Origin of the sequence: Dietzia cercidiphylli, from assembly GCF_014145145.1 — a bacterium.
Taxonomy (GTDB): Bacteria; Actinomycetota; Actinomycetes; order Mycobacteriales; family Mycobacteriaceae; genus Dietzia; species Dietzia natronolimnaea.
Window position 1 is genome coordinate 1 of record NZ_JAALEA010000371.1, and the last position, 16,757, is coordinate 16,757.

Here is a 16,757-nt window from a genome sequence, read left to right on the forward strand (position 1 = left end):
GACCAGCGCGACCGGGGGGAGCGGGCTCGGGCTGGCGATCGTGCGGTCGCTGGTGGAGGCGCACGGCGGGTCGGTCGGCGTGGAGACCGCCGCCGGCCGGGGTGCGACGTTCCGGGTGCTGTTGCCGCGGGTGCGGGCCTGAGGGACGACGACGAATGCGCTGACGGAATCTACCCGCGCGGCTGGATCGAGCAGAGAGCGGTGGCGCCGGCCGGGCAGCGTCCCGCCCTGTCGTGCCGGTCGGACCGGCCTCAGGACCACTGCTCCACAAAGGCGAGGGTGGCGGCGTCGGCGACCTCGGGGTCGGAGGCGGTGAGGAAGTGCTGGCCGCCCTCGACGATCTGCAGGGTGGCGGACAGTGAGCCGGTGAACCGGGCGATGCCGTCCGCGGCGTTGGCCACCGAGTACACCTGGTCGGCGGTGCCCTGCAGCCAGAGCACAGGGCAGTGCACGTCGCCCAGCCGTGCCTCCAGGCCGTCGCGGTCGCGGAGGTTGATGGAGCTGGTGCGTAGGCGACGCCGGCCCTCGTCGCCGCGATAGTTGGTGCGGTAGGTCTGGATCCAGAAGTCCCGCTCCGCGTCGGAGACGTTCTCTCCCAGGCCGGCACCGAGCACCGCCACCACGAAGTCGTCGTCCACCACCCAGTCCTCACCGACGGGCTCGGCGAGCGCCTCGATGGCGGGGCTGCAGAACTCGGACCCGTTCCAGCAGCCGCGTTCCATGCTGGCCGGGCTCTCGTAATCCATGGAGGTGCCGCAGATGACGATGCCCTCGACCGTGCCGGGATTGAGCAACGCCATGCGGGTGGCGATCCACCCGCCCTGCGAGGTTCCGAGGGCGAACGCCTTGGGGATCCCCAGGGCGTCGAGCACCTGCAGGTTCGCGATCGCACTGTCCCAGTAGGTGAAGTGCCGGTACCGGGCGCGGGACTCTCCGTGGCCGTAGGGCTCGATCGCCAGAAGGTTCATCCGCGAGGCGAGATCCGAATTGGCGAACTGCGGCCGGTACAGCTCGACCGAGGTGGTGAACGAGTTGATCATCACCAGCGTGGGCAGGGCGGGGTCGTACTGCCGGGCGAACCTGTAACCGATGGTCGACCCGCCCAGGTGGGGGATGTCGATGGTCTGCGTTGTCATGGCAAGGACTCTCTGGAGGGGAAGTGCGTGAGGGGGTACTCGAACCATAGGACTCTGGTGGCGCCACGGGAGCGGATCGGCGGGTCCCGTCCTTCGATCAGGCGCCGGACTCCACGGTGTGAGCCACGGTGGCCGGGGCGCTGGCCGCGGGCGTGCGCTCCTCGGGAGTCTGAACAGCGGACGGAACCGGCGCCGCGGTGGTGGTGGCGACGGTGGTGGCGACGACGGCGACCTTGGACAGCGGCGGCAGGTCAAAGGCCCAACCGGCGGTGCCCTCGGGCCGGAGCATCGCCCGCTGCGCCGAGTCGTCGAGCTGGAATGCGATCACTATCTCGTACTCGCGGTCCGGCGACAGGCGCGTGGTCGTCGAGACTGCAGACTGCTCGCAGTCCGAGCTGACGGTCCTGGCATCGCGGGTCGCCCCACTGGGCCGAAGCTCGGCGAAGTCCCCGGGGCTGAGGGACGACCAGCGGTCCGGGCCCGCCTCCGCCGAGGTGGTGATGCTCAGGGTGAGCGCCACCCCGCAGCCGGGAGTCCGCACGATGTCGTAGATTCTCGCCGAAGCCAACTCGACGCCGCTGCGGCCCATCACGGTGAACCACCGGCCGGGCGCGACGTTCTCCGGCCGCTGCTGTGCGTCCGCGCCAGCTGACTGCTCGGCGGGCTCGGATTGCGCGACCGGCGTGGTCGTCGCGGGTGCCGTCGTTGTCGTCGCCCCGGACTCCGACTTGTCGCCAGTCGCCCCCGGCTCCGAGTCGACCGCGGGCGCGTCGTCGGTGGACGGGGATGACGGGACCGATGACTTGTCGCTGGACGGCTCGACGCCCTCTGGGTCGGCATCCTCGGACTGCAGGGCGGTCGGGGCATCGGCCTGAACAGCCATCATCCGATTCGACTGGGCCGAGAGGACGGGCCACTCGCCGGGGGTCGGACGGGTGGGGGCCGCCGTGGCAGCCCGGTCGACCCCACACTCGGCGTGAGCGAGGATCAGGGTGAGGTTCCAGCGCTCGGCGCCGCCCGTGCCGGTGGCATTGACGCGCAGCCGCAGCTGGGACAGGGCGTATCCGGGACCCTCCTTCCTCACGTGCTGGAGGGTGGCGACGTAGTCGTAGCTGCCCCAGCTCCGGTACCCCGTCTGCTCCGAGTTCGGACCGGGCATCGCCACGCGGACCTCCTGCTCGAAGAGACCGTTCCGCCCCAGGATCACCGGCCCGTCCGAGCTCAGGGTCGCCGCCCCGGCGGTGGGGGAGCAGGCCGCGGTCGCGCGAATCGGGTTCCTGCCCGAGTAGCTGACCAGGTCCGCCCCCAGGATGCTGGCCGTCCGCACGTCCAGAGATCGGGTCTCGGAGACCGCGCCGGCGGTGGCGGCGGCCACGCCGGTGGGGTTCCCGTTCTCGCACCGCGACTGCGCATCGAGCGTCGAGCACGAGAATCCCACGGTGGTCAGGGGGAGCAGGAAAGTGGGAAAGGAGCCGGTGCTGCTGTGCGTCGCCGGACCGACGACCTGGCGGGACGTGTCGGGGCTCTGGCGGAAGGCGGTGACGGCGCCGACGTCGCTGTCCCGGACCGCTCGTTCCATCTGGCCGAAGGTCGACATCGCGCGGGCGAAGCGCGTGTTCTGGTGCGGATTGGCGGCCCCGAACTCGGCCGCGCCCACTGCGCTGTCGGACCACGTCGCCTCGGTGGGCCGGATATGCCCAGCAGGATCTCGGGCTCGCCACCAGCGCCTGGATCGGCTCGATGGTCGTGGCCGCCTACACGATGGCCGGCGGCATGCTCGCGGCCGTGTGGACCGACCTCGTCCAGGGCGTGCTCATGGTGGTCATGTCCGTGGGGCTGTTCATCTTCGCCGTCCAGGTGGCCGGTGGCTGGCTCCCCATGCTCGACACCATCTCCACCACGAGCGCGGAGCTGCTCTCGATCGACGGCGTGCAGGCCCCCACCTACATCTTCGCGTTTGGACTCCTGATCTTCGTGGGTGCGGTGGGCCAGCCGCAGCTGCTCACCAAGTTCCTCATGCTCCGTGACATGACGCAGCTCAAGTGGGGTGCAGCCGTTGCAGGTATCGCCTACGCCATCACCACCCTGTTCTCGGTGGGCATCGGCCTGTCCACCCGCTCCATGACCATCACCGGCGACGCCCCGGAGCTCGAGAACATCGACGACACCGCCATCTGGTTCCTCGACTCGGTGACCAATCCGATCGTCGGCGGCATCGCGCTGACCGGCCTGCTCGCGGCCATCATGTCCTCGGCCTCGAGCTTCATCACCATCGGCGCCTCGTCGATGATGCGTGACCTGCCCGGCGCCTTTGGCATCAAGGTGGTCCGGGAACTGCTGTGGAGCCGGATCGCGAGCCTGACCCTGGTGGTCCTGTCGGTCCTGCTGACCCTGTTCCTCTCGCAGGTGGTGTTCCTGCTCGGCGCGCTCGGCTGGGCCGCGTTCGCCGCAGCGATCGTGGGTCCGGTGGTCATGTCCATCTACTGGCACCGCGCCACGGCCACCGCCGCGACGGTCACGGTGGCGTTCGCGATCCTCGGCAACATGATCATCACCTCGCTGGCCGCGCGGGAGATCATCTCCGTCCCGGCATTCATGCAGGTCGGCGGCATCTCACTGCTCGTGTCGATCCTGCTGTTCTACGTGGTCTCGCTGATGACCTCCAACCGTCACCCCGACGCCACCCTGGAATACCTGTACAGCGGCCGGAGGGCTGGGAGCGATCCGCAGCTCAGCGGCGCGGCTGCCACCCCGACCGCCGCGTCCACCACGACCGCGGCGTCGGCCCCGACCGCCACGTCCACCGAAAGGAACGACCATGTCTGATCACGCCTCTGATCCCGCCTCGGATCCCACCGCACGCGGCCGCGCACTCGACGGCGGTCTCGACAGTGCACTGGACCCCGCGGACGCTCCGGAGCCCGACCACAAGCGCGCGGGCATCCTGATCCACGCGTTCGTGGCAGTGGCCGCCTTCGCGCTGCTCGGGATGTTCACCGACACGTGGCAGATGGTGTTCATCGCCGTGCCGCTCTTCGCCGTGATCATGATGCTCCTCGGCTCCCTGCACTCCGACGGCTCGTGGGAGAGGGTGTCGACCATCGCGATCGTCGCCTACTGCTCGGGGCTGGGCGTGCTGGTGCTGTGGTCGATCCTCACCGCATCCGGGGACGCCGTGCTCTGGGGCCTGCCGATGTCGATGGGAGTGATCTTCTATCTTCTCTGGCCCTATACCGCAGTGGGCGCGGGCCTGCTCTACGCGCTGGTCTTCGACCGCACGATCGACGAGAAGAGGCTGGCGGCCGCGGCCTGAGCGCCGCCGCCACTTGGTGTGGTCGCTCCGCGGATGTGCCGGGAGCGCTTCCGTCGCCGAGCCGGGCGGACGACGATGGGGGCACGCGGCGAAGGGAGCGACATGGACGTCGAGGGCACCGGGGAACCCCGCGAGGACCTGGCCGTGGAGCGCGACGAGACCGAGGCTCAGCGGATCGACCGCAACTGGATCGAGCTGCTCCAGGAGCTGCGCATCGTCCAGACCGGCGGCCAGGTCCTCACCGGCTTCCTGCTGGTGGTGCCGTTCCAGGACCGGTTCGCGGACATCGGGGGCGGCGGTCGCGCCCTCTACCTGGTGGTCCTGTCGCTCGCCCTCGCCTCGACGGTCGTCCTGCTGGCCCCGGTGATGATCCACCGCGCGGTGTTCCGCTCCCACCGTAAGGACCGGGTGCTGCGACTGTCCGCGACGCTGGCCCGCGTGGGCCTGGTCATGTTGTCGATCGCGTTGGTGGGGCTGGCCGCGCTGGTGTTCTCGCTGGTGCTCGGGACGCTGCCGGGGTTCGCGGCCGGGGCGGCGATGGCGGTTCTCGTGGCGGTCATGCTCTTCGTGGTGCCCGCCCGGGTCCGCCATCGCGCTGCGACCAACCCGTACGTCGCCGACTGAGCTGCGGGTGTGTCCGGAATGACACGGCGCCTGCCCCTCCTGGTGGGACAATGGGTTCCGTTCCGTTCCGGCCCGCGACAGCGCAGGGGGAGGTGGCCGTTCCCGATGGCGTCGATGGAGATCTACTCCGGTTCCGTTGCCCGGCAGCAGAACGCTGCCGCCGAGCAGGCCCGCACCCGACTGGACGCAGGTCTGCGGGAATGGTCAGGCCAACGTGCCGCCCTCACCGCCGATGACCTCGGTCGCAATCCGCTGCGCCGGGTGCCGCGAGGCTGGCCGGAGGCGACGGCCACCCGGGTGGAGGTGGCGGCGAGAGAGGCCTGCGTGATCGACGAGCAGGGTGCGCAGACCGAGGCATCCCGACTGTTGTGGTCGGCCACGGCCAAGCTCGTCGGCGCCGGGGTGGCGCTGGCGGTCCCGTTGTCGATCGTGATCGCGCTGGTGATGGGGTCATGAGGGCGCTCGGGGGTCGCGCTACCGGGCGGTGGACGCCGTGCTGAGGCTCCTCGTCCCCGTGGTCATAGGCCTGCTTTTCCTGGCGGTGATCGCGGGCTGGTTCTGGTACACCACGTGGCTGGTGCGGTCGGCGATCGACGAGCTCGCCCATCGCCGCAGACTCCTGGCCGGGGTGGATCCGCTACAGGTGACGGCCAAGAAGGCGACCGCGTCGGTCGAAGCGGCCCACGACGCGGCGCACAGGGCGCTCTCACTGACAGTCGAGTCCTGGTACGACCTGCGGGAGAGCCGGGCGGTGGGGACGGCACTGGTCGAGAGGTTTCCGAAGATCGAGGAGCGGGCGGCGCGGGACCCGGAATTCCTGGACGTGCTCGAGGATGCCGACGCGCTGCTCAACGATCCCCGGCCGGGATCGGAGGCGATCGACGATTTTCTAGTGCGCACCGCCCGGATGGATGAGCTGAACCTGCGGCTCAGGCACCTGGTTCACCAGTACGACGCCGCCGGGAAGCGCGGGTTCGGACGATTCTTCCGGTAGCCGGGCCGGGGTGACAGCGGCATGGTCGAAGGGCTGGGCCTCGACGGGATCGTCTATTCCAACGAGTCGAGGTGGAATGGGCCGGATCAAGGCCTGCGTCGGTCGTCCGACTTTTGGCGATTCGGAGGCCTTGCGGAGCAACGGAAGGGATTATTGACGATGATCCGCAGTGGCCCGATCGGGTCCACTAGCAAAGCGCGCAGGACCCTTGCGACTGCCGCACAGGCCCTGAAAGGACTGCCATGGTTCTGCCGCTTATTCCACTTGCAATTATCGGAGTCGGTGCTGTCAGCGGCGTAGGAGGCACCGCCCTCGGATTCAAGGGCGGATTCGACATCAAGAAGGCGAACAAGTCAGTCCGCCAGGCGGTCGAGCAGTACGAGGCGGAACGCTCTGTGATGGAGGAGCTCGAGACTAAGACCAACGCAGCGGTGTTAGAGCTCGGTGAACGGCAGGAGCGAGCTATCAGGCTGGTCGTGGAGCGGTTTGCCGAATTTCTACGACGGAATGAGAAGCAGGTCTCAGAGAGCGAGAAGCTCCTCCTTGACGGATTGGAGGCGTCCAGCGGAAGGGTGGCGATCGGCCGGGATCTCGATCAAGACTCTATGGCCTGGATCGGGGGAATGTTTAGCTCTGCGGCAGTGGGTATGGCCATCAACTCGGGGGTCCCGGCTGCTGTCACCGCCCTTGCAAGCGCGAGTACGGGAACAGCGATTTCGACGCTTTCCGGAGTCGCCGCGAGTAACGCGACGCTCGCCGCGCTCGGCGGGGGGAGCCTCGCAGCCGGCGGTGGCGGAATGGCGGCCGGGGCGCTCGCGCTCAATTTTGTCACCATCGGACCAGCAATCCTTGTGAGCGGGTTCATGGTGGCTGGGCAAGGAACAAAGGCGAAGTCGAAGGCGCGGGTCAACCAAGCCGAGGTTGCTGAGGCGATCGCCAAAATGAAACGGACTAGAGTCGAGTTCGATGCGATCGTCTCAAGGTCTGTCGAGATGAGGTCCATTCTCGATGACCTGGTCGATCGAGCTGTGTCTGCTCTGGATGCGCTAGAGGAGCAGCAGTTCGATCCCGAGCTACATGCGGGTCCGTTCCAGTTGGCGTTGGTGACGACTCTCGCCGTTCGTGACGTAGCGTCGGCAGGTCTCGTTGATGAGGATGGCCAACTGAGTGAGGGAACGGCCGCTTTCGTGGTGAAGCATAAGGCGTGGGTGAAGGAGCCAGAATCGTGAATCCGGCAGCAGGTAACAATAAGGTCGCGCACAATCTCGCGGGGGCGATAGGTCCCCTTGAGGCGTTAAACGCTCTCGGCGAGATCGTGCAGGTGGCACGCGAGTATGGCCAACTCGCCCAGACGGAGCGGACAAGGCGGGCTGCGATTGCCGCTGCGGAGAGTGTGCAGGTTGCTCGCATCGAGGCGGCCGAGGCCACCCTGAAGATGTATTTCGATCGCGTCTTTGCCGAGCGCCGCCAGTCCAGTGACGCGATGTTCGTTCGCCTCGATCAGGCCATGGAGGCTGGCGATCCGCAGATGGTGCATGCAGTAGTGCGCGGAATCGTTGAACTGGCTCAGTCTTCGCCCTTGGCAGGTCTCGATGACTTCGGCAAGTTCTGGGCGGAATATGGCACGCCCGACAACCCCATCGAACTCTGAATCAGTGCCTGCCCACCGCTCCGGACACTACCGAACCCCTATAGATCCCCCGGCAGTTTGTCCCGGCGGATGTCGCGCCACGACGACTGCCGCAGCACGCCGTCCTCGGTGATCCCCTGATGGCGGACCTCCACCACGAGCTTGGGCAGCACCCAGATGGCGTCACGGCGGGCGTCTGAAGGCAGGTCCTCGAGGAAGGGGCTCGAGCGGCGGCGCAGCGGTTCGAGTTCCTCGAGCAGAGCCTTGCCCTGCCGGTCAGTGAAGCCCGTGCCCACGCGTCCGATGTAGGTGAGCCCGGTCTGCGCGGGCAGTCCGAGCAGTAGTGAGCCGAGTGAGCCGGAGCGGCCGCCCTTGCCCGGTCGCCAACCGCCCACCACGGCCTCGGTAGTGGTGAGCAGCTTCTCCTTGAGCCAAGTCTTGGCCCGCCGGCCCGACTGGTAGTGCGAGTCCCGCCGCTTGGCCACGATGCCCTCCCAGCCGAACTCCTCGGCCTCGGCGAGGGCGCGGTCGCCGGGGCCGTCGAGCACTCCCGGCACGTGCACTCGCTCGACCGCGTTGAGCACCGGGGTCAGCAGGTCGAGCACCTCGCGCCGTCGCTCCCACCGCTCCCGGCGCAGGTCCACCCCGTCCACCTCGAGCACGTCAAAGACGAACAGCTCCACCTGCGGCAGCGACTGGTCCTGCCCCTCGGCCGCCGCCTGCTTGGCCAGGGCCGCGAAGTCGGGCACCCCGTGCGAGTCCAGCACGACCAGTTCGCCGTCGAGCATCACCGGCCTCTCCAGCGCCTCCGCCAGGCCGGGGAATCCGTCGGCCAGCCAGTCCATGGAGTGGCCGTTGCGGCTCACCAGGCGGCACTGAGTGCCGTCGGTCGACACGGTCACGCGGTAGCCGTCCCACTTGCCCTCGAAGGCCCACTTGTCCTCGGGCAGGTCCGTCACGGACCCAGAGGTGGGGATCATCGGCAGCGGGGGAGCGTCGGGGCGGCCGGCCATGTCCGAGTCGCGGGTCCGCTCATCGCCCGAACCTCGCGAGGCTGGCTTGTTCGAGCTGCGGGTAGCCGCCGTGACCGAGCCGCGGGAAGGCGCCTTGTCTGACCCTCCGGAGCGATCCTCATCCGAGGGATAGGACGACTTCGGGTTGTCGCGCCCGCCGTAGAAGGAGTCCGGCGACTGGTCCTTCATGTACTGCACGATCCACTGGTTCTTCTCGGCGCTTGTGCGCACCAGGACGTACCGGCCGGAGACCTTATCGCCGTTGAGCCACACGATGATCTCGTCCTCGCGCCACTTCTCGCACTCGTAGGTGCCGCGGTCCCAGACGGTCATGTGGCCGGCGCCGTATTCGCCCTTGGGGATGGTGCCCTCGAACGTCTCGTAGCCCAGCGGGTGGTCCTCGGTGTTGACGGCCAGCCGCCGGTCCTTGGGCTCGGTCGGCAGGTTCTTGGGCACGGCCCACGACGCCAGCACGCCGTGATGCTCGAGCCGCAGGTCAAAATGCAGACGGCGCGCGTGGTGCTCCTGGATCACGAAGATCGGACCGTCGCCGTCGGAGCGATCGGTGTCGACCTCGCCGTCGAACGGCTCCGGAGTCTTGCGGCGATCGCGCTTGCGGCGGTACTCCTCAAGGCTGGTCACCACGGCGTCAGCGTCGGTGGGACCGGCGTCGCAGCCCTCCTCGGACGCGGCCCGGGTCGAATCGGAACCGCCGGAATCGGCGCCGGAAGAATCGGAACCGCCGCGCTCGGGGTCCCCGTCATCCGATGACGACGACGAGCTCTTCTTGCTGCCTCCCGACTTCTTCTCCCGCGATGCCGACGACTTCTTGGCGGCAGTCTTCTTGGCGGAACCTTTCGTGGACGCACCGCCTTTCTTGGTCGCGCCGCCCTTCTTCGCGGGTCCCTCCAGGCCGTCGAGCAGGTCGCCCTCGGACTCCAGTCGCTTGAGCATCTCGTCCCAGTGCAGGTGCGTGAGCCCGCCGTCGCCGAGTTCCTCCCACGAGCGCGGGGCCGCGACCCACGGCTCGGCGCGGCCGCGCAGTGAGTAGGGCGCCACGGTGGTCTTGGCGCCGCTGTTCTGGCTCCAGTCCACAAACACCTTGCCGTCGCGGATCGAGCGCTTCATGGTTGCGGTGACCAGGTCCGGTGTCTGCGTGGCCAGCGACTGGGCGATCTGCTTGGCCACCGCGGACGCGCCCTTGGAGGAGACGGCCTTATCCAGGCGGGCGTAGAGGTGGATGCCCTTGGATCCGCTGGTCACGGCGAAGGCGTCCAGTCCGGCCTCGGAGAGGAGATCTCGGACGCGCAGCGCGACCTTCGCCGTCGTATCCAGGTCGACGTCCTGGCCGGGATCCAGGTCAATGACGATCCGCCGTGTCCGCCCAGGCTCGCCGTCGGACAGTGTCCACTGCGGCACGTGCAGCTCGAGCGCGGCCTGCTGGGCGAACCACGCCAGCGTGGCGGGGGAGTCGAGCACCGGGTAGGTGACGGTGCGCGAGGAGTGCTCGATCGCCACCCGCGACACCCAGTCGGGCGCGTGGGAGGGCAGGTTCTTCTCGAAGAACGACTTGTCCTCGGTGCCGTCGGGCCAGCGCTTGCGCGTCACCGGACGCTGGCCGGCGTACGTCATGAGGTGCGGCGCCACGGCGAGGTAGTACTCCAGCACGTCGGCCTTGGTGGTGCCGGTCGCGTCGTAGAGCACCTTGTCGGGGTGGGTGAACCTAATGGTCCGCCCGTCGACCTCGACGGATTCCTTCGCGCTCTTGCTCGCCATGGGTCCACTCTGGCACTCGAGTCGGACACTGGCGACCGGCTGCGGTATTCGCGCGGTTACCTAACTGCGCCGTCTAGAAGCGGCGCCTCGTGACTGCGCTCAATCCGGTCGGATCGGGTTGGAGATGGTGCATTGGTCGCCGCCTGTTCAGGCCGATCGAAGTCGGGGCCACTCATCGGCCGCCGGGCCAGCCGGCCATCGAGTTGGCGTTGTTCCTGGAATGCGGTGGAGTATCGTGAGGTGTGAGCGCGGCACCGTGGGTGTCGGGCGAGTCGCAAGGCCAGGTGCACCTGGGGCAGACCGGGACCCTGGCCTTACGCATGTCCGGAGTCGCGGACACCTCGAATAGTCGCTACGTGGCCTGCTCCTGCGGCCTCGTTGCGCACGTCGCCTGCTCCCCAGTAGAGAAGGTAAGGCTCTAGGCGACCCGTGACTGGCCCGTGCCTCACCGCGTGAAGTCGATGACCAACCGCCCCCGCGTCCCACCGGATTCGAGCCGCTCATGCGCCCGCCCCGCGTCATCGGGTGCGTAGCTGTCCGCAACGCGGCGTGTCACCACGCCGTCTTCCGCTAACTGCCGCAGTTCGTCGAGCTTGGCCTGCTCCTCAGCCATGACAGCCACGCTCACGGCATGAACCTTCAGGTCGCGGCTGCCGTCGCCCTGGTACCACCGCACCGTCGCCACGCCCCCGCCGGTCTTGACCGCGGGGAGTGCGGCGGCGTCCTGCACGGCTCCATCGAATAGGCCGTCGACCCCGTCGGGGTAGCGCTCGAGGATGCGGTCGGCGACGAAGACCCCGCTGATCGGGGCGATAGCGCCGCCTGGCACGTCGGTGTGGGTTGTTGGGTCTATGTGACGACGACGAGCCCGCCCTCTACCGGCTGACTTCTCGGCGCGGGTGGGGCGCGAGGGCCGCGAACGACTCATGGCCGAGTGACAGCGAGTGCTCTCGGCGCCCTGACACAAGGCGGGCATTTATGGGACATTGGAGGGATAAGAGAAGCGCGTCATCTTAGTGGGGAGCTACGGAAATGGCCACGGACACCAATGCAGGAGCTCGGTCGAGCGCGGCGCACCGCAGCGCCGTGACAGGGTCGATGCAGGACATCGCCCGCTTCCTGATCGATCACCTTGGCTCAGCGCTAACAGCGCACATCGCCGGGGTGGACCGGCGTACCGTCAGTCGCTGGGCTGAGGGGGCTGCAGCTCGCGCATCAGGAGAGGCGAATCTACGAGTCGCATTCCAGGTCTTCCAGCTGATCCAGACTGTCGATGCGCCGCAAACGGTGCGCGCGTGGTTCATGGGTATGAACCCGCAACTCGACGACGTCTCACCGGCGGAGGCGCTCGCAGACGGTCAGCACCGCGAGGTCATGGCCGCGGCCCGGGCGTTCGTGGCCGGTGGTTGAGGTTGATGGCGACTTCCCATCTCTCTGGGCCGGCTGTGGTTCATCCGCCGGCTAGCCTGTACCGAGTGGTCCGGCGTGGGCGCGAACTCGACCATTCTCGGATCAACGCTGCGGACGCCGCGCTCACCCGCTCGGGCAACCGCTTCGATGTGGCCGGCGGGGGCGTGCCGCAGGACTGGCGGGCGCGGCGATTGATGATCGAAGCGGCAACGATCGATCCGCTGCCATTCGTCGATGTCGAGGACCCTGACACCCACGAGTTCCTCACCTCGGCGATGGCACCCCAGCTCGACGCGCTGGGCGTGAGCGTTCTCGATGTCGCTGCGCTGCGCGGACGTAACAGGGCCGTGACGAGAGCGGTTTCCACCTGGATCTACGCAGCCACCGACTCGAGTGGCGCGCCACAGTACTCGGGGATTCGCTACGTCTCGCGCCTCGGCAACCACGAGTGCTGGGCAGTATTCGACGGCACGGAGCTGCAGGTACGCAGACGCGAGGGGCTGGAGTTGGGTAATACCGCTCTCCAGAAAGTCGCTGGGAGCTTCGGGCTACGGATCTTCTAGCGCGGCCTGAAGCGACACGAGCGACTGCTGTTCGCAGGGCAACCGCCTGACCGTTCAGAGCGCCCCGGCCAACCCCCGATCCCTCGCCCCAGGAGGGTGAGGGCCCCCAGAGTGACGACGACGGCAACACGTCGCCCCGCCGTCGCGGACACCCGCTCCGCGCACGGACGTGGAACGCGGAGCGCGGTCAGCCCCTACGTAACAGCTGCATCGACGTCGCCGGTCAGGCGTGGCTATTGATGAGGTCGTCCATCGACCGCCCCGATTGTCTCGACCACAAGCTGAACACCGCGCTGGTCATGGCCGCGGCCGCGTAGAGGGCGGACGCCAGCCCGTGCTCGCCGATCACGGTGCGAATGCCGGAGGCGGCGTCGCAGTCGAGCAGGACCGCATCGCACAGCCCGGCCATGCCGTCCGGGGCGTCGGGAAGCCGTGCGCTGTCGCCGACCTTGGCGATGACGGCGGCGGGCAGCTCCGGCGCCACCGACTGGGCGAGCTGGGCGAAGCGGGAGGCCACGGTCAGGGCGTCGGAGATCGGCAGGGGAGAGGCATCGACGGTCAGCTCCAGCGCCTCGAGGAGCTCACCAGCGGCCGAGGTGTCGCCGCGTGCGTGGGCGTATAGAACGGCCCGAACTTGCTCGACGGCGGCTTTGTGGCGCGGCGCGGTGCACATCACCGATCCGCGAGGCGACGTGCCCGTGCCTCACCTCGTGAAGTCGATGACCAGCCGTCCGCGCGTTCCGCCGGCTTCGAGCCGCTCGTGGGCCCGCCCCGCGTCTGCGGGCGAATAGCTGTCCGCCACACGGAGGGTGACCACGCCGTCTTCCGCCAGCTGCCGCAGCTCGTCGAGCTTGCCCTGCTCCTCGGCCATGTCCGCCACGCTCACGGCATGGACCTTCAGGTCCCGGCTGCCGTCGCCCTGGTACCACCGCACGGTCGCGACGCCTCCACCGGTCTTGACCGCGGGGAGTACGGCGGCGTCCTGCACGGCTCCGTCGAAGAGTCCGTCGACCCCGTCGGGGTAGAGCTCGAGAATGCGGTCGGCGACGCCGTCTCCTCGCCTGACTATTCTGTCGGCGCCGAGCGACCGGACAAGCTCTTCGTCCGCCTCGGACGCATCGGCAACAACTGTGAGGCCGGCCTGCTTGGCCAACTGCACGACGTAGCCACCGGTCGATCCGGCGGCCCCGGTGACCGCAAGAGTCTGTCCGGGCTGCAGGTCGAGGAGGTCGAGAGCGCGCCGAGCGGTGAGGCCGTTCATCGGAAGCGTCGACGCGGCGACGTCGTCGGAACCGCGGGGTACGGCGGCGATCGACTGCGCAGGCAGGACGATGTCCTCGCGATACGCACCGTGCTCGTCGCGGGGTACCACGATCCCCATCACCCGGTCGCCGACCGACAGGGAGGTCGTCGCCTCCTCACCGATCTCGACCAGTGTTCCCGCGATGTCCATGCCCGGGACGTCTGCGGCTCCGCGCGGAGTTCCGGTCTTCGACCGAGAACCGTTGCGCGTGTAGGTGTCGGTGGGGTTGATTGTTGCGGCCGTGACTCGCACGCGAACCTCGCTCGGCCCGAGCTCCTGGGCCGGGACGTCAACGACCTGCAGAGCGTCCGGGCCCCCGTAGGTCGTCACTCCGACGGCGCGGACGGGGCCAGCTGAGACGCTCATTGTTTCTCTTTCCCGCAGAACCGGCGAAAAACGGGGCGGTTCCGCTTGATTGTTGACACGAGTGACTACGTGTCCGCATGGTAACCGCGCACCCGTTCAGACCGCCGCGGCCAAGCCCCCGAGCCCCGCCCCGGCAGCATCAGCGCGCCAGCGGTCACCACCACCAGAGCACCCCGGCGGACCGCCGCCAGCAGATCGGGCCAGAGCGCTCAGCCCCTCCGCCGGAACTGCTGGGCGGCGCGGAGGGCCGCGTCGACGTCCAGACCTCGCCCGCCCAGGAGCGCCTGAGCCGTGTCGGCGCTGAGGTCGGGGCATTCTGCGAGCATCCGGTCGAGGTCCCGCGGGTCGGGGTCTGCCGCGGCCGGGCGGCCCCCGACGGACATCGTGAGTTGGTCGAAGATCTGCCTGAGTACGAGTCGGTCGTCGAGGAGCGGCAGGTTCAGGGAGGTGAAGCCGTCGTCGGCGCTGTAGTCGGCGCGCGTCCACGTGCCGCAGTCGTATCCGTAGATGAATCCGATCCACATGCCGTGGGTATCGATGCGCTCGAGGTAGTCACCGATCGCCTCCGCCCACCACGGGGGACAGCCGGCCAGGAGGTCGGTCTCGGGCTGCCCGAAGTACTCCGCGGCGGCGCGGAAGTACGTGGTGGAGTACTCGTGGTCGTGGCCGAGGAGCACCGCCCGCTCGTCACTGACAAAGCGGATATCGGCCCAGTTGCCGCCGCCGTCGTCGTAGTGCCAGGTGGAGCCGTCCGAGTAGGCGGACTCCGCCCAGCGCGGCCCGTACGCGGCGAGCACCGCGGCCAGTGCGGACCACCGTGGGGCCATCGTGTCGGGGCGCGGAAGCTCGATTTCTCTCACGAGACGATTCTGGACGACGGAAGACCATTGTGGAGCCGTCATATCGGAAACCGGCGTCGACCTCGAACGGCGCAGTCCGGACCTATCGCGCCCCTCGTTCACCGGTGTTGTGTGCGCCACACCGCTGCTACCATCGGCCGGGCAGGCGCCAACGGCGCCACCTCACCACACGCACCCGCCCGGAAGGACGTCCACCATGGGTTCAGATGCACTCGGCTCGCTCGGCTCCCTCGCTATCGGCTCGCTCGCGGCCCCCATTCTGGGATCGCTCGGCCTCGGCTCGCTGCTCCAGGGGGCCAGCAGTGGCAACGGCAGCGGCACCGACTCGCTGACCGGAATGCTGCCCACCGACCTCCTCGGCGGCATCTCCTGACAAGTCGGTCTCTCCTGACCAGCTGAAAGGCCGGGCAGACCTCGGACCCAAGACCCCGGACCGCACCCGCGGCCCGGGGTCTTTCTGCGTTCCCACCGCGGTCCGGCCCACTGCGACTCAGATCACCCCGGCCACGCTCCCGACGCCTCGCACGAGGAGCGCGAGGGCGCCGGCCGTCACCACCACCACGGCGACCCTGCGTCCCGCCGTCGCGGTGACCCGCTTCGCCACGAGTCCGCCGAGGAGGAGGCCGACCGGCACCATCGCCACGACGAGCCCGATCACCGGCAGCGGCGGTAGTCCGGAGATCGGCGCGGCGCCCAGGCCGACCTTGGTGATGACCGAGGTCAATCCCATGGTGAAGAAGATGGGTTGCAGGGTCGCCGCGAAGGACCGTTGGTTCCAGTTGGTGGCCTGTGCGTAGACCAGCATCGCGGGCGCGGCCACGCCCACGGCGGTGTTGAGGAACCCCCCTGCCGTGCCGGCCACCGCGGCCGGCACGGCACCGCTGACGGGCGGGATGCGTACGAGGGCTGTCATCAGCAGCGTGCCTATCAGGGCGGCCCCGATGATCACCTCGAGCCAGCTGCGGTCGGCGGCGCCGACCAGGAGCGCACCGGGCACGGATCCCACGACGATCAGGGGCGCGAGGTGGCGGTACCGGCGCCAGTCGATGTCGCGGCGGAGCGTGATCCCGATCAGCACGGCGGAGACGGTGGTGGTGACGTTGGTCAGCAGTACTCCGGCGACGGGCCCGAGGAGCAGGGTGAGGGTGGGTGCCACCACCAGCCCGACCCCCATCCCGCTGACCCGCTGCAGGACCGTGCCCAGGATGACGGACGCCGCCGCGATCAGCAGGAGGAGGGGACCGACGTCGGCGGGCATGGACCACAGCATTCCAGGTGCGCCTGCCTGCGACCGGCGGCGCCACGCGCCCCGATATCGCATACTCATCCCATGCGATCCATCTGGAAGGGCGAGGTCTCCTTTGGTCTGGTGAACGTGCCGGTCAAGGTGTATTCGGCGACGGAGGACCACGATCTGCACGCGCGGCAGGTCGACAAGAAGGACGGCGTGCGCATCCGCTACAAGAAGGTGCGGGACGACAACGGCGAGGAGGTCGAGTTCTCCGACATCGCCAAGGCGTACGAGTCCGAAGAGGGCGAGATGGTCATCCTCACCAAGGACGACCTGGCCAGCCTGCCGGTGGAGCAGAACCACGAGATCGAGGTGACGGAGTTCGTCCCGGCGGATCAGGTGGATCCGGTGGCGTTCGACAACGCGTACTTCCTCGAGCCGGCGTCGCGCTCCAACCGGGCGTACGTGCTGATGCGCGAGGCTCTGCAACAGACCGACCGGCTCGCCATCTGCACGTTCACGCTGCGCAACCGCACTC

General features: G+C 68.6%; 20 protein-coding genes. 12 read left to right on the plus strand and 8 right to left on the minus strand.

Translation table 11 applies throughout. The annotated features are described in order from the left end of the window. A partial coding sequence (locus tag G6028_RS13095) for an ATP-binding protein (protein WP_182659133.1) occupies window positions 1–142 on the plus strand: 142 nt, incomplete at its 5' end. Window positions 143–251: 109 nt separating this feature from the next. On the opposite strand, the gene G6028_RS13100 is transcribed toward G6028_RS13095, so the two are convergent. Together G6028_RS13100 and G6028_RS13105 are read right to left on the minus strand one after the other, a co-directional pair. After that, window positions 252–1,136 (minus strand): alpha/beta fold hydrolase, encoded by an 885-nt coding sequence (locus G6028_RS13100; protein ID WP_182659134.1) that lies wholly within the window; start codon window positions 1,134–1,136, stop codon window positions 252–254. A 97-nt stretch (window positions 1,137–1,233) separates the two neighbouring features. Continuing rightward, the gene (locus G6028_RS13105; RefSeq protein WP_182659135.1) at window positions 1,234–2,793 is read right to left on the minus strand and encodes a hypothetical protein; all 1,560 of its coding nucleotides are present in this window, start codon (window positions 2,791–2,793) and stop codon (window positions 1,234–1,236) included. On the opposite strand from G6028_RS13105, the gene G6028_RS17735 reads away from it, so the two are divergent. The 7 genes from G6028_RS17735 to G6028_RS13140 all read left to right on the plus strand — a co-directional run bounded on the left by G6028_RS17735 (window position 2,793) and on the right by G6028_RS13140 (window position 7,718). After that, window positions 2,793–3,962 carry a sodium:solute symporter family transporter gene (locus tag G6028_RS17735; RefSeq protein ID WP_277817606.1) on the plus strand — a complete coding sequence of 390 codons (1,170 nt, stop codon included), beginning with the start codon at window positions 2,793–2,795 and terminating at the stop codon, window positions 3,960–3,962. The two genes, G6028_RS13105 and G6028_RS17735, sit on opposite strands and share 1 nt — an antisense overlap. Further along, the gene (locus G6028_RS13115) at window positions 3,955–4,449 is read left to right on the plus strand and encodes a hypothetical protein (RefSeq protein WP_241730751.1); all 495 of its coding nucleotides are present in this window, start codon (window positions 3,955–3,957) and stop codon (window positions 4,447–4,449) included. The genes G6028_RS17735 and G6028_RS13115 overlap by 8 nt, the downstream gene beginning before the upstream one ends. A 102-nt stretch (window positions 4,450–4,551) precedes the next feature. Continuing rightward, window positions 4,552–5,073, plus strand: a complete 522-nt coding sequence (locus G6028_RS13120) for a DUF6328 family protein (protein WP_182659136.1) — start codon at window positions 4,552–4,554, stop codon at window positions 5,071–5,073. A 105-nt stretch (window positions 5,074–5,178) separates the two neighbouring features. After that, window positions 5,179–5,529, plus strand: a complete 351-nt coding sequence (locus G6028_RS13125) for a hypothetical protein (RefSeq protein ID WP_182659137.1) — start codon at window positions 5,179–5,181, stop codon at window positions 5,527–5,529. A gap of 37 nt (window positions 5,530–5,566) precedes the next feature. Further along, the gene (locus G6028_RS13130) at window positions 5,567–6,067 is read left to right on the plus strand and encodes a hypothetical protein (RefSeq protein WP_182659138.1); all 501 of its coding nucleotides are present in this window, start codon (window positions 5,567–5,569) and stop codon (window positions 6,065–6,067) included. Between the two features lie 242 nt (window positions 6,068–6,309). Beyond that, on the plus strand, window positions 6,310–7,296 hold the full coding sequence (locus G6028_RS13135) for a hypothetical protein (protein WP_182659139.1): 987 nt from the start codon (window positions 6,310–6,312) through the stop codon (window positions 7,294–7,296). After that, window positions 7,293–7,718 carry a hypothetical protein gene (locus G6028_RS13140; RefSeq protein ID WP_194307027.1) on the plus strand — a complete coding sequence of 142 codons (426 nt, stop codon included), beginning with the start codon at window positions 7,293–7,295 and terminating at the stop codon, window positions 7,716–7,718. The genes G6028_RS13135 and G6028_RS13140 overlap by 4 nt, the downstream gene beginning before the upstream one ends. Window positions 7,719–7,756: 38 nt before the next feature. Here G6028_RS13140 and G6028_RS13145 read toward each other — a convergent pair whose 3' ends face one another. Together G6028_RS13145 and G6028_RS13150 are read right to left on the minus strand one after the other, a co-directional pair. Then, on the minus strand, window positions 7,757–10,486 hold the full coding sequence (locus G6028_RS13145) for an ATP-dependent DNA ligase (RefSeq protein ID WP_182659140.1): 2,730 nt from the start codon (window positions 10,484–10,486) through the stop codon (window positions 7,757–7,759). Between the two features lie 445 nt (window positions 10,487–10,931). After that, on the minus strand, window positions 10,932–11,315 hold the full coding sequence (locus G6028_RS13150; protein ID WP_017835832.1) for a zinc-binding dehydrogenase: 384 nt from the start codon (window positions 11,313–11,315) through the stop codon (window positions 10,932–10,934). A 203-nt stretch (window positions 11,316–11,518) separates the two neighbouring features. On the opposite strand from G6028_RS13150, the gene G6028_RS13155 reads away from it, so the two are divergent. Both G6028_RS13155 and G6028_RS13160 read left to right on the plus strand, forming a co-directional pair. Then, window positions 11,519–11,896 (plus strand): hypothetical protein, encoded by a 378-nt coding sequence (locus G6028_RS13155; RefSeq protein WP_182611159.1) that lies wholly within the window; start codon window positions 11,519–11,521, stop codon window positions 11,894–11,896. Between the two features lie 65 nt (window positions 11,897–11,961). Continuing rightward, window positions 11,962–12,459 carry an RES domain-containing protein gene (locus tag G6028_RS13160; RefSeq protein ID WP_338404220.1) on the plus strand — a complete coding sequence of 166 codons (498 nt, stop codon included), beginning with the start codon at window positions 11,962–11,964 and terminating at the stop codon, window positions 12,457–12,459. 223 nt (window positions 12,460–12,682) lie between these two features. Here G6028_RS13160 and G6028_RS13165 read toward each other — a convergent pair whose 3' ends face one another. The 3 genes from G6028_RS13165 to G6028_RS13175 all read right to left on the minus strand — a co-directional run bounded on the left by G6028_RS13165 (window position 12,683) and on the right by G6028_RS13175 (window position 14,988). Further along, a complete protein-coding gene (locus tag G6028_RS13165) occupies window positions 12,683–13,132 on the minus strand; it encodes a hypothetical protein (RefSeq protein WP_182638606.1) in 450 nt (149 codons plus the stop codon). A gap of 30 nt (window positions 13,133–13,162) precedes the next feature. Continuing rightward, on the minus strand, window positions 13,163–14,128 hold the full coding sequence (locus tag G6028_RS13170; RefSeq protein WP_182638605.1) for an NADP-dependent oxidoreductase: 966 nt from the start codon (window positions 14,126–14,128) through the stop codon (window positions 13,163–13,165). Window positions 14,129–14,337: 209 nt separating this feature from the next. Next, window positions 14,338–14,988, minus strand: a complete 651-nt coding sequence (locus G6028_RS13175; RefSeq protein ID WP_338404221.1) for a hypothetical protein — start codon at window positions 14,986–14,988, stop codon at window positions 14,338–14,340. Between the two features lie 196 nt (window positions 14,989–15,184). Between G6028_RS13175 and G6028_RS13180 the strand changes: the two genes are divergently transcribed. Further along, a complete protein-coding gene (locus G6028_RS13180; protein WP_017835826.1) occupies window positions 15,185–15,361 on the plus strand; it encodes a hypothetical protein in 177 nt (58 codons plus the stop codon). A 117-nt stretch (window positions 15,362–15,478) separates the two neighbouring features. Here G6028_RS13180 and G6028_RS13185 read toward each other — a convergent pair whose 3' ends face one another. After that, window positions 15,479–16,246 (minus strand): sulfite exporter TauE/SafE family protein, encoded by a 768-nt coding sequence (locus G6028_RS13185; protein ID WP_241730754.1) that lies wholly within the window; start codon window positions 16,244–16,246, stop codon window positions 15,479–15,481. 72 nt (window positions 16,247–16,318) lie between these two features. On the opposite strand from G6028_RS13185, the gene ku reads away from it, so the two are divergent. Continuing rightward, a partial coding sequence (ku, locus tag G6028_RS13190; protein ID WP_338404222.1) for a non-homologous end joining protein Ku occupies window positions 16,319–16,757 on the plus strand: 439 nt, incomplete at its 3' end.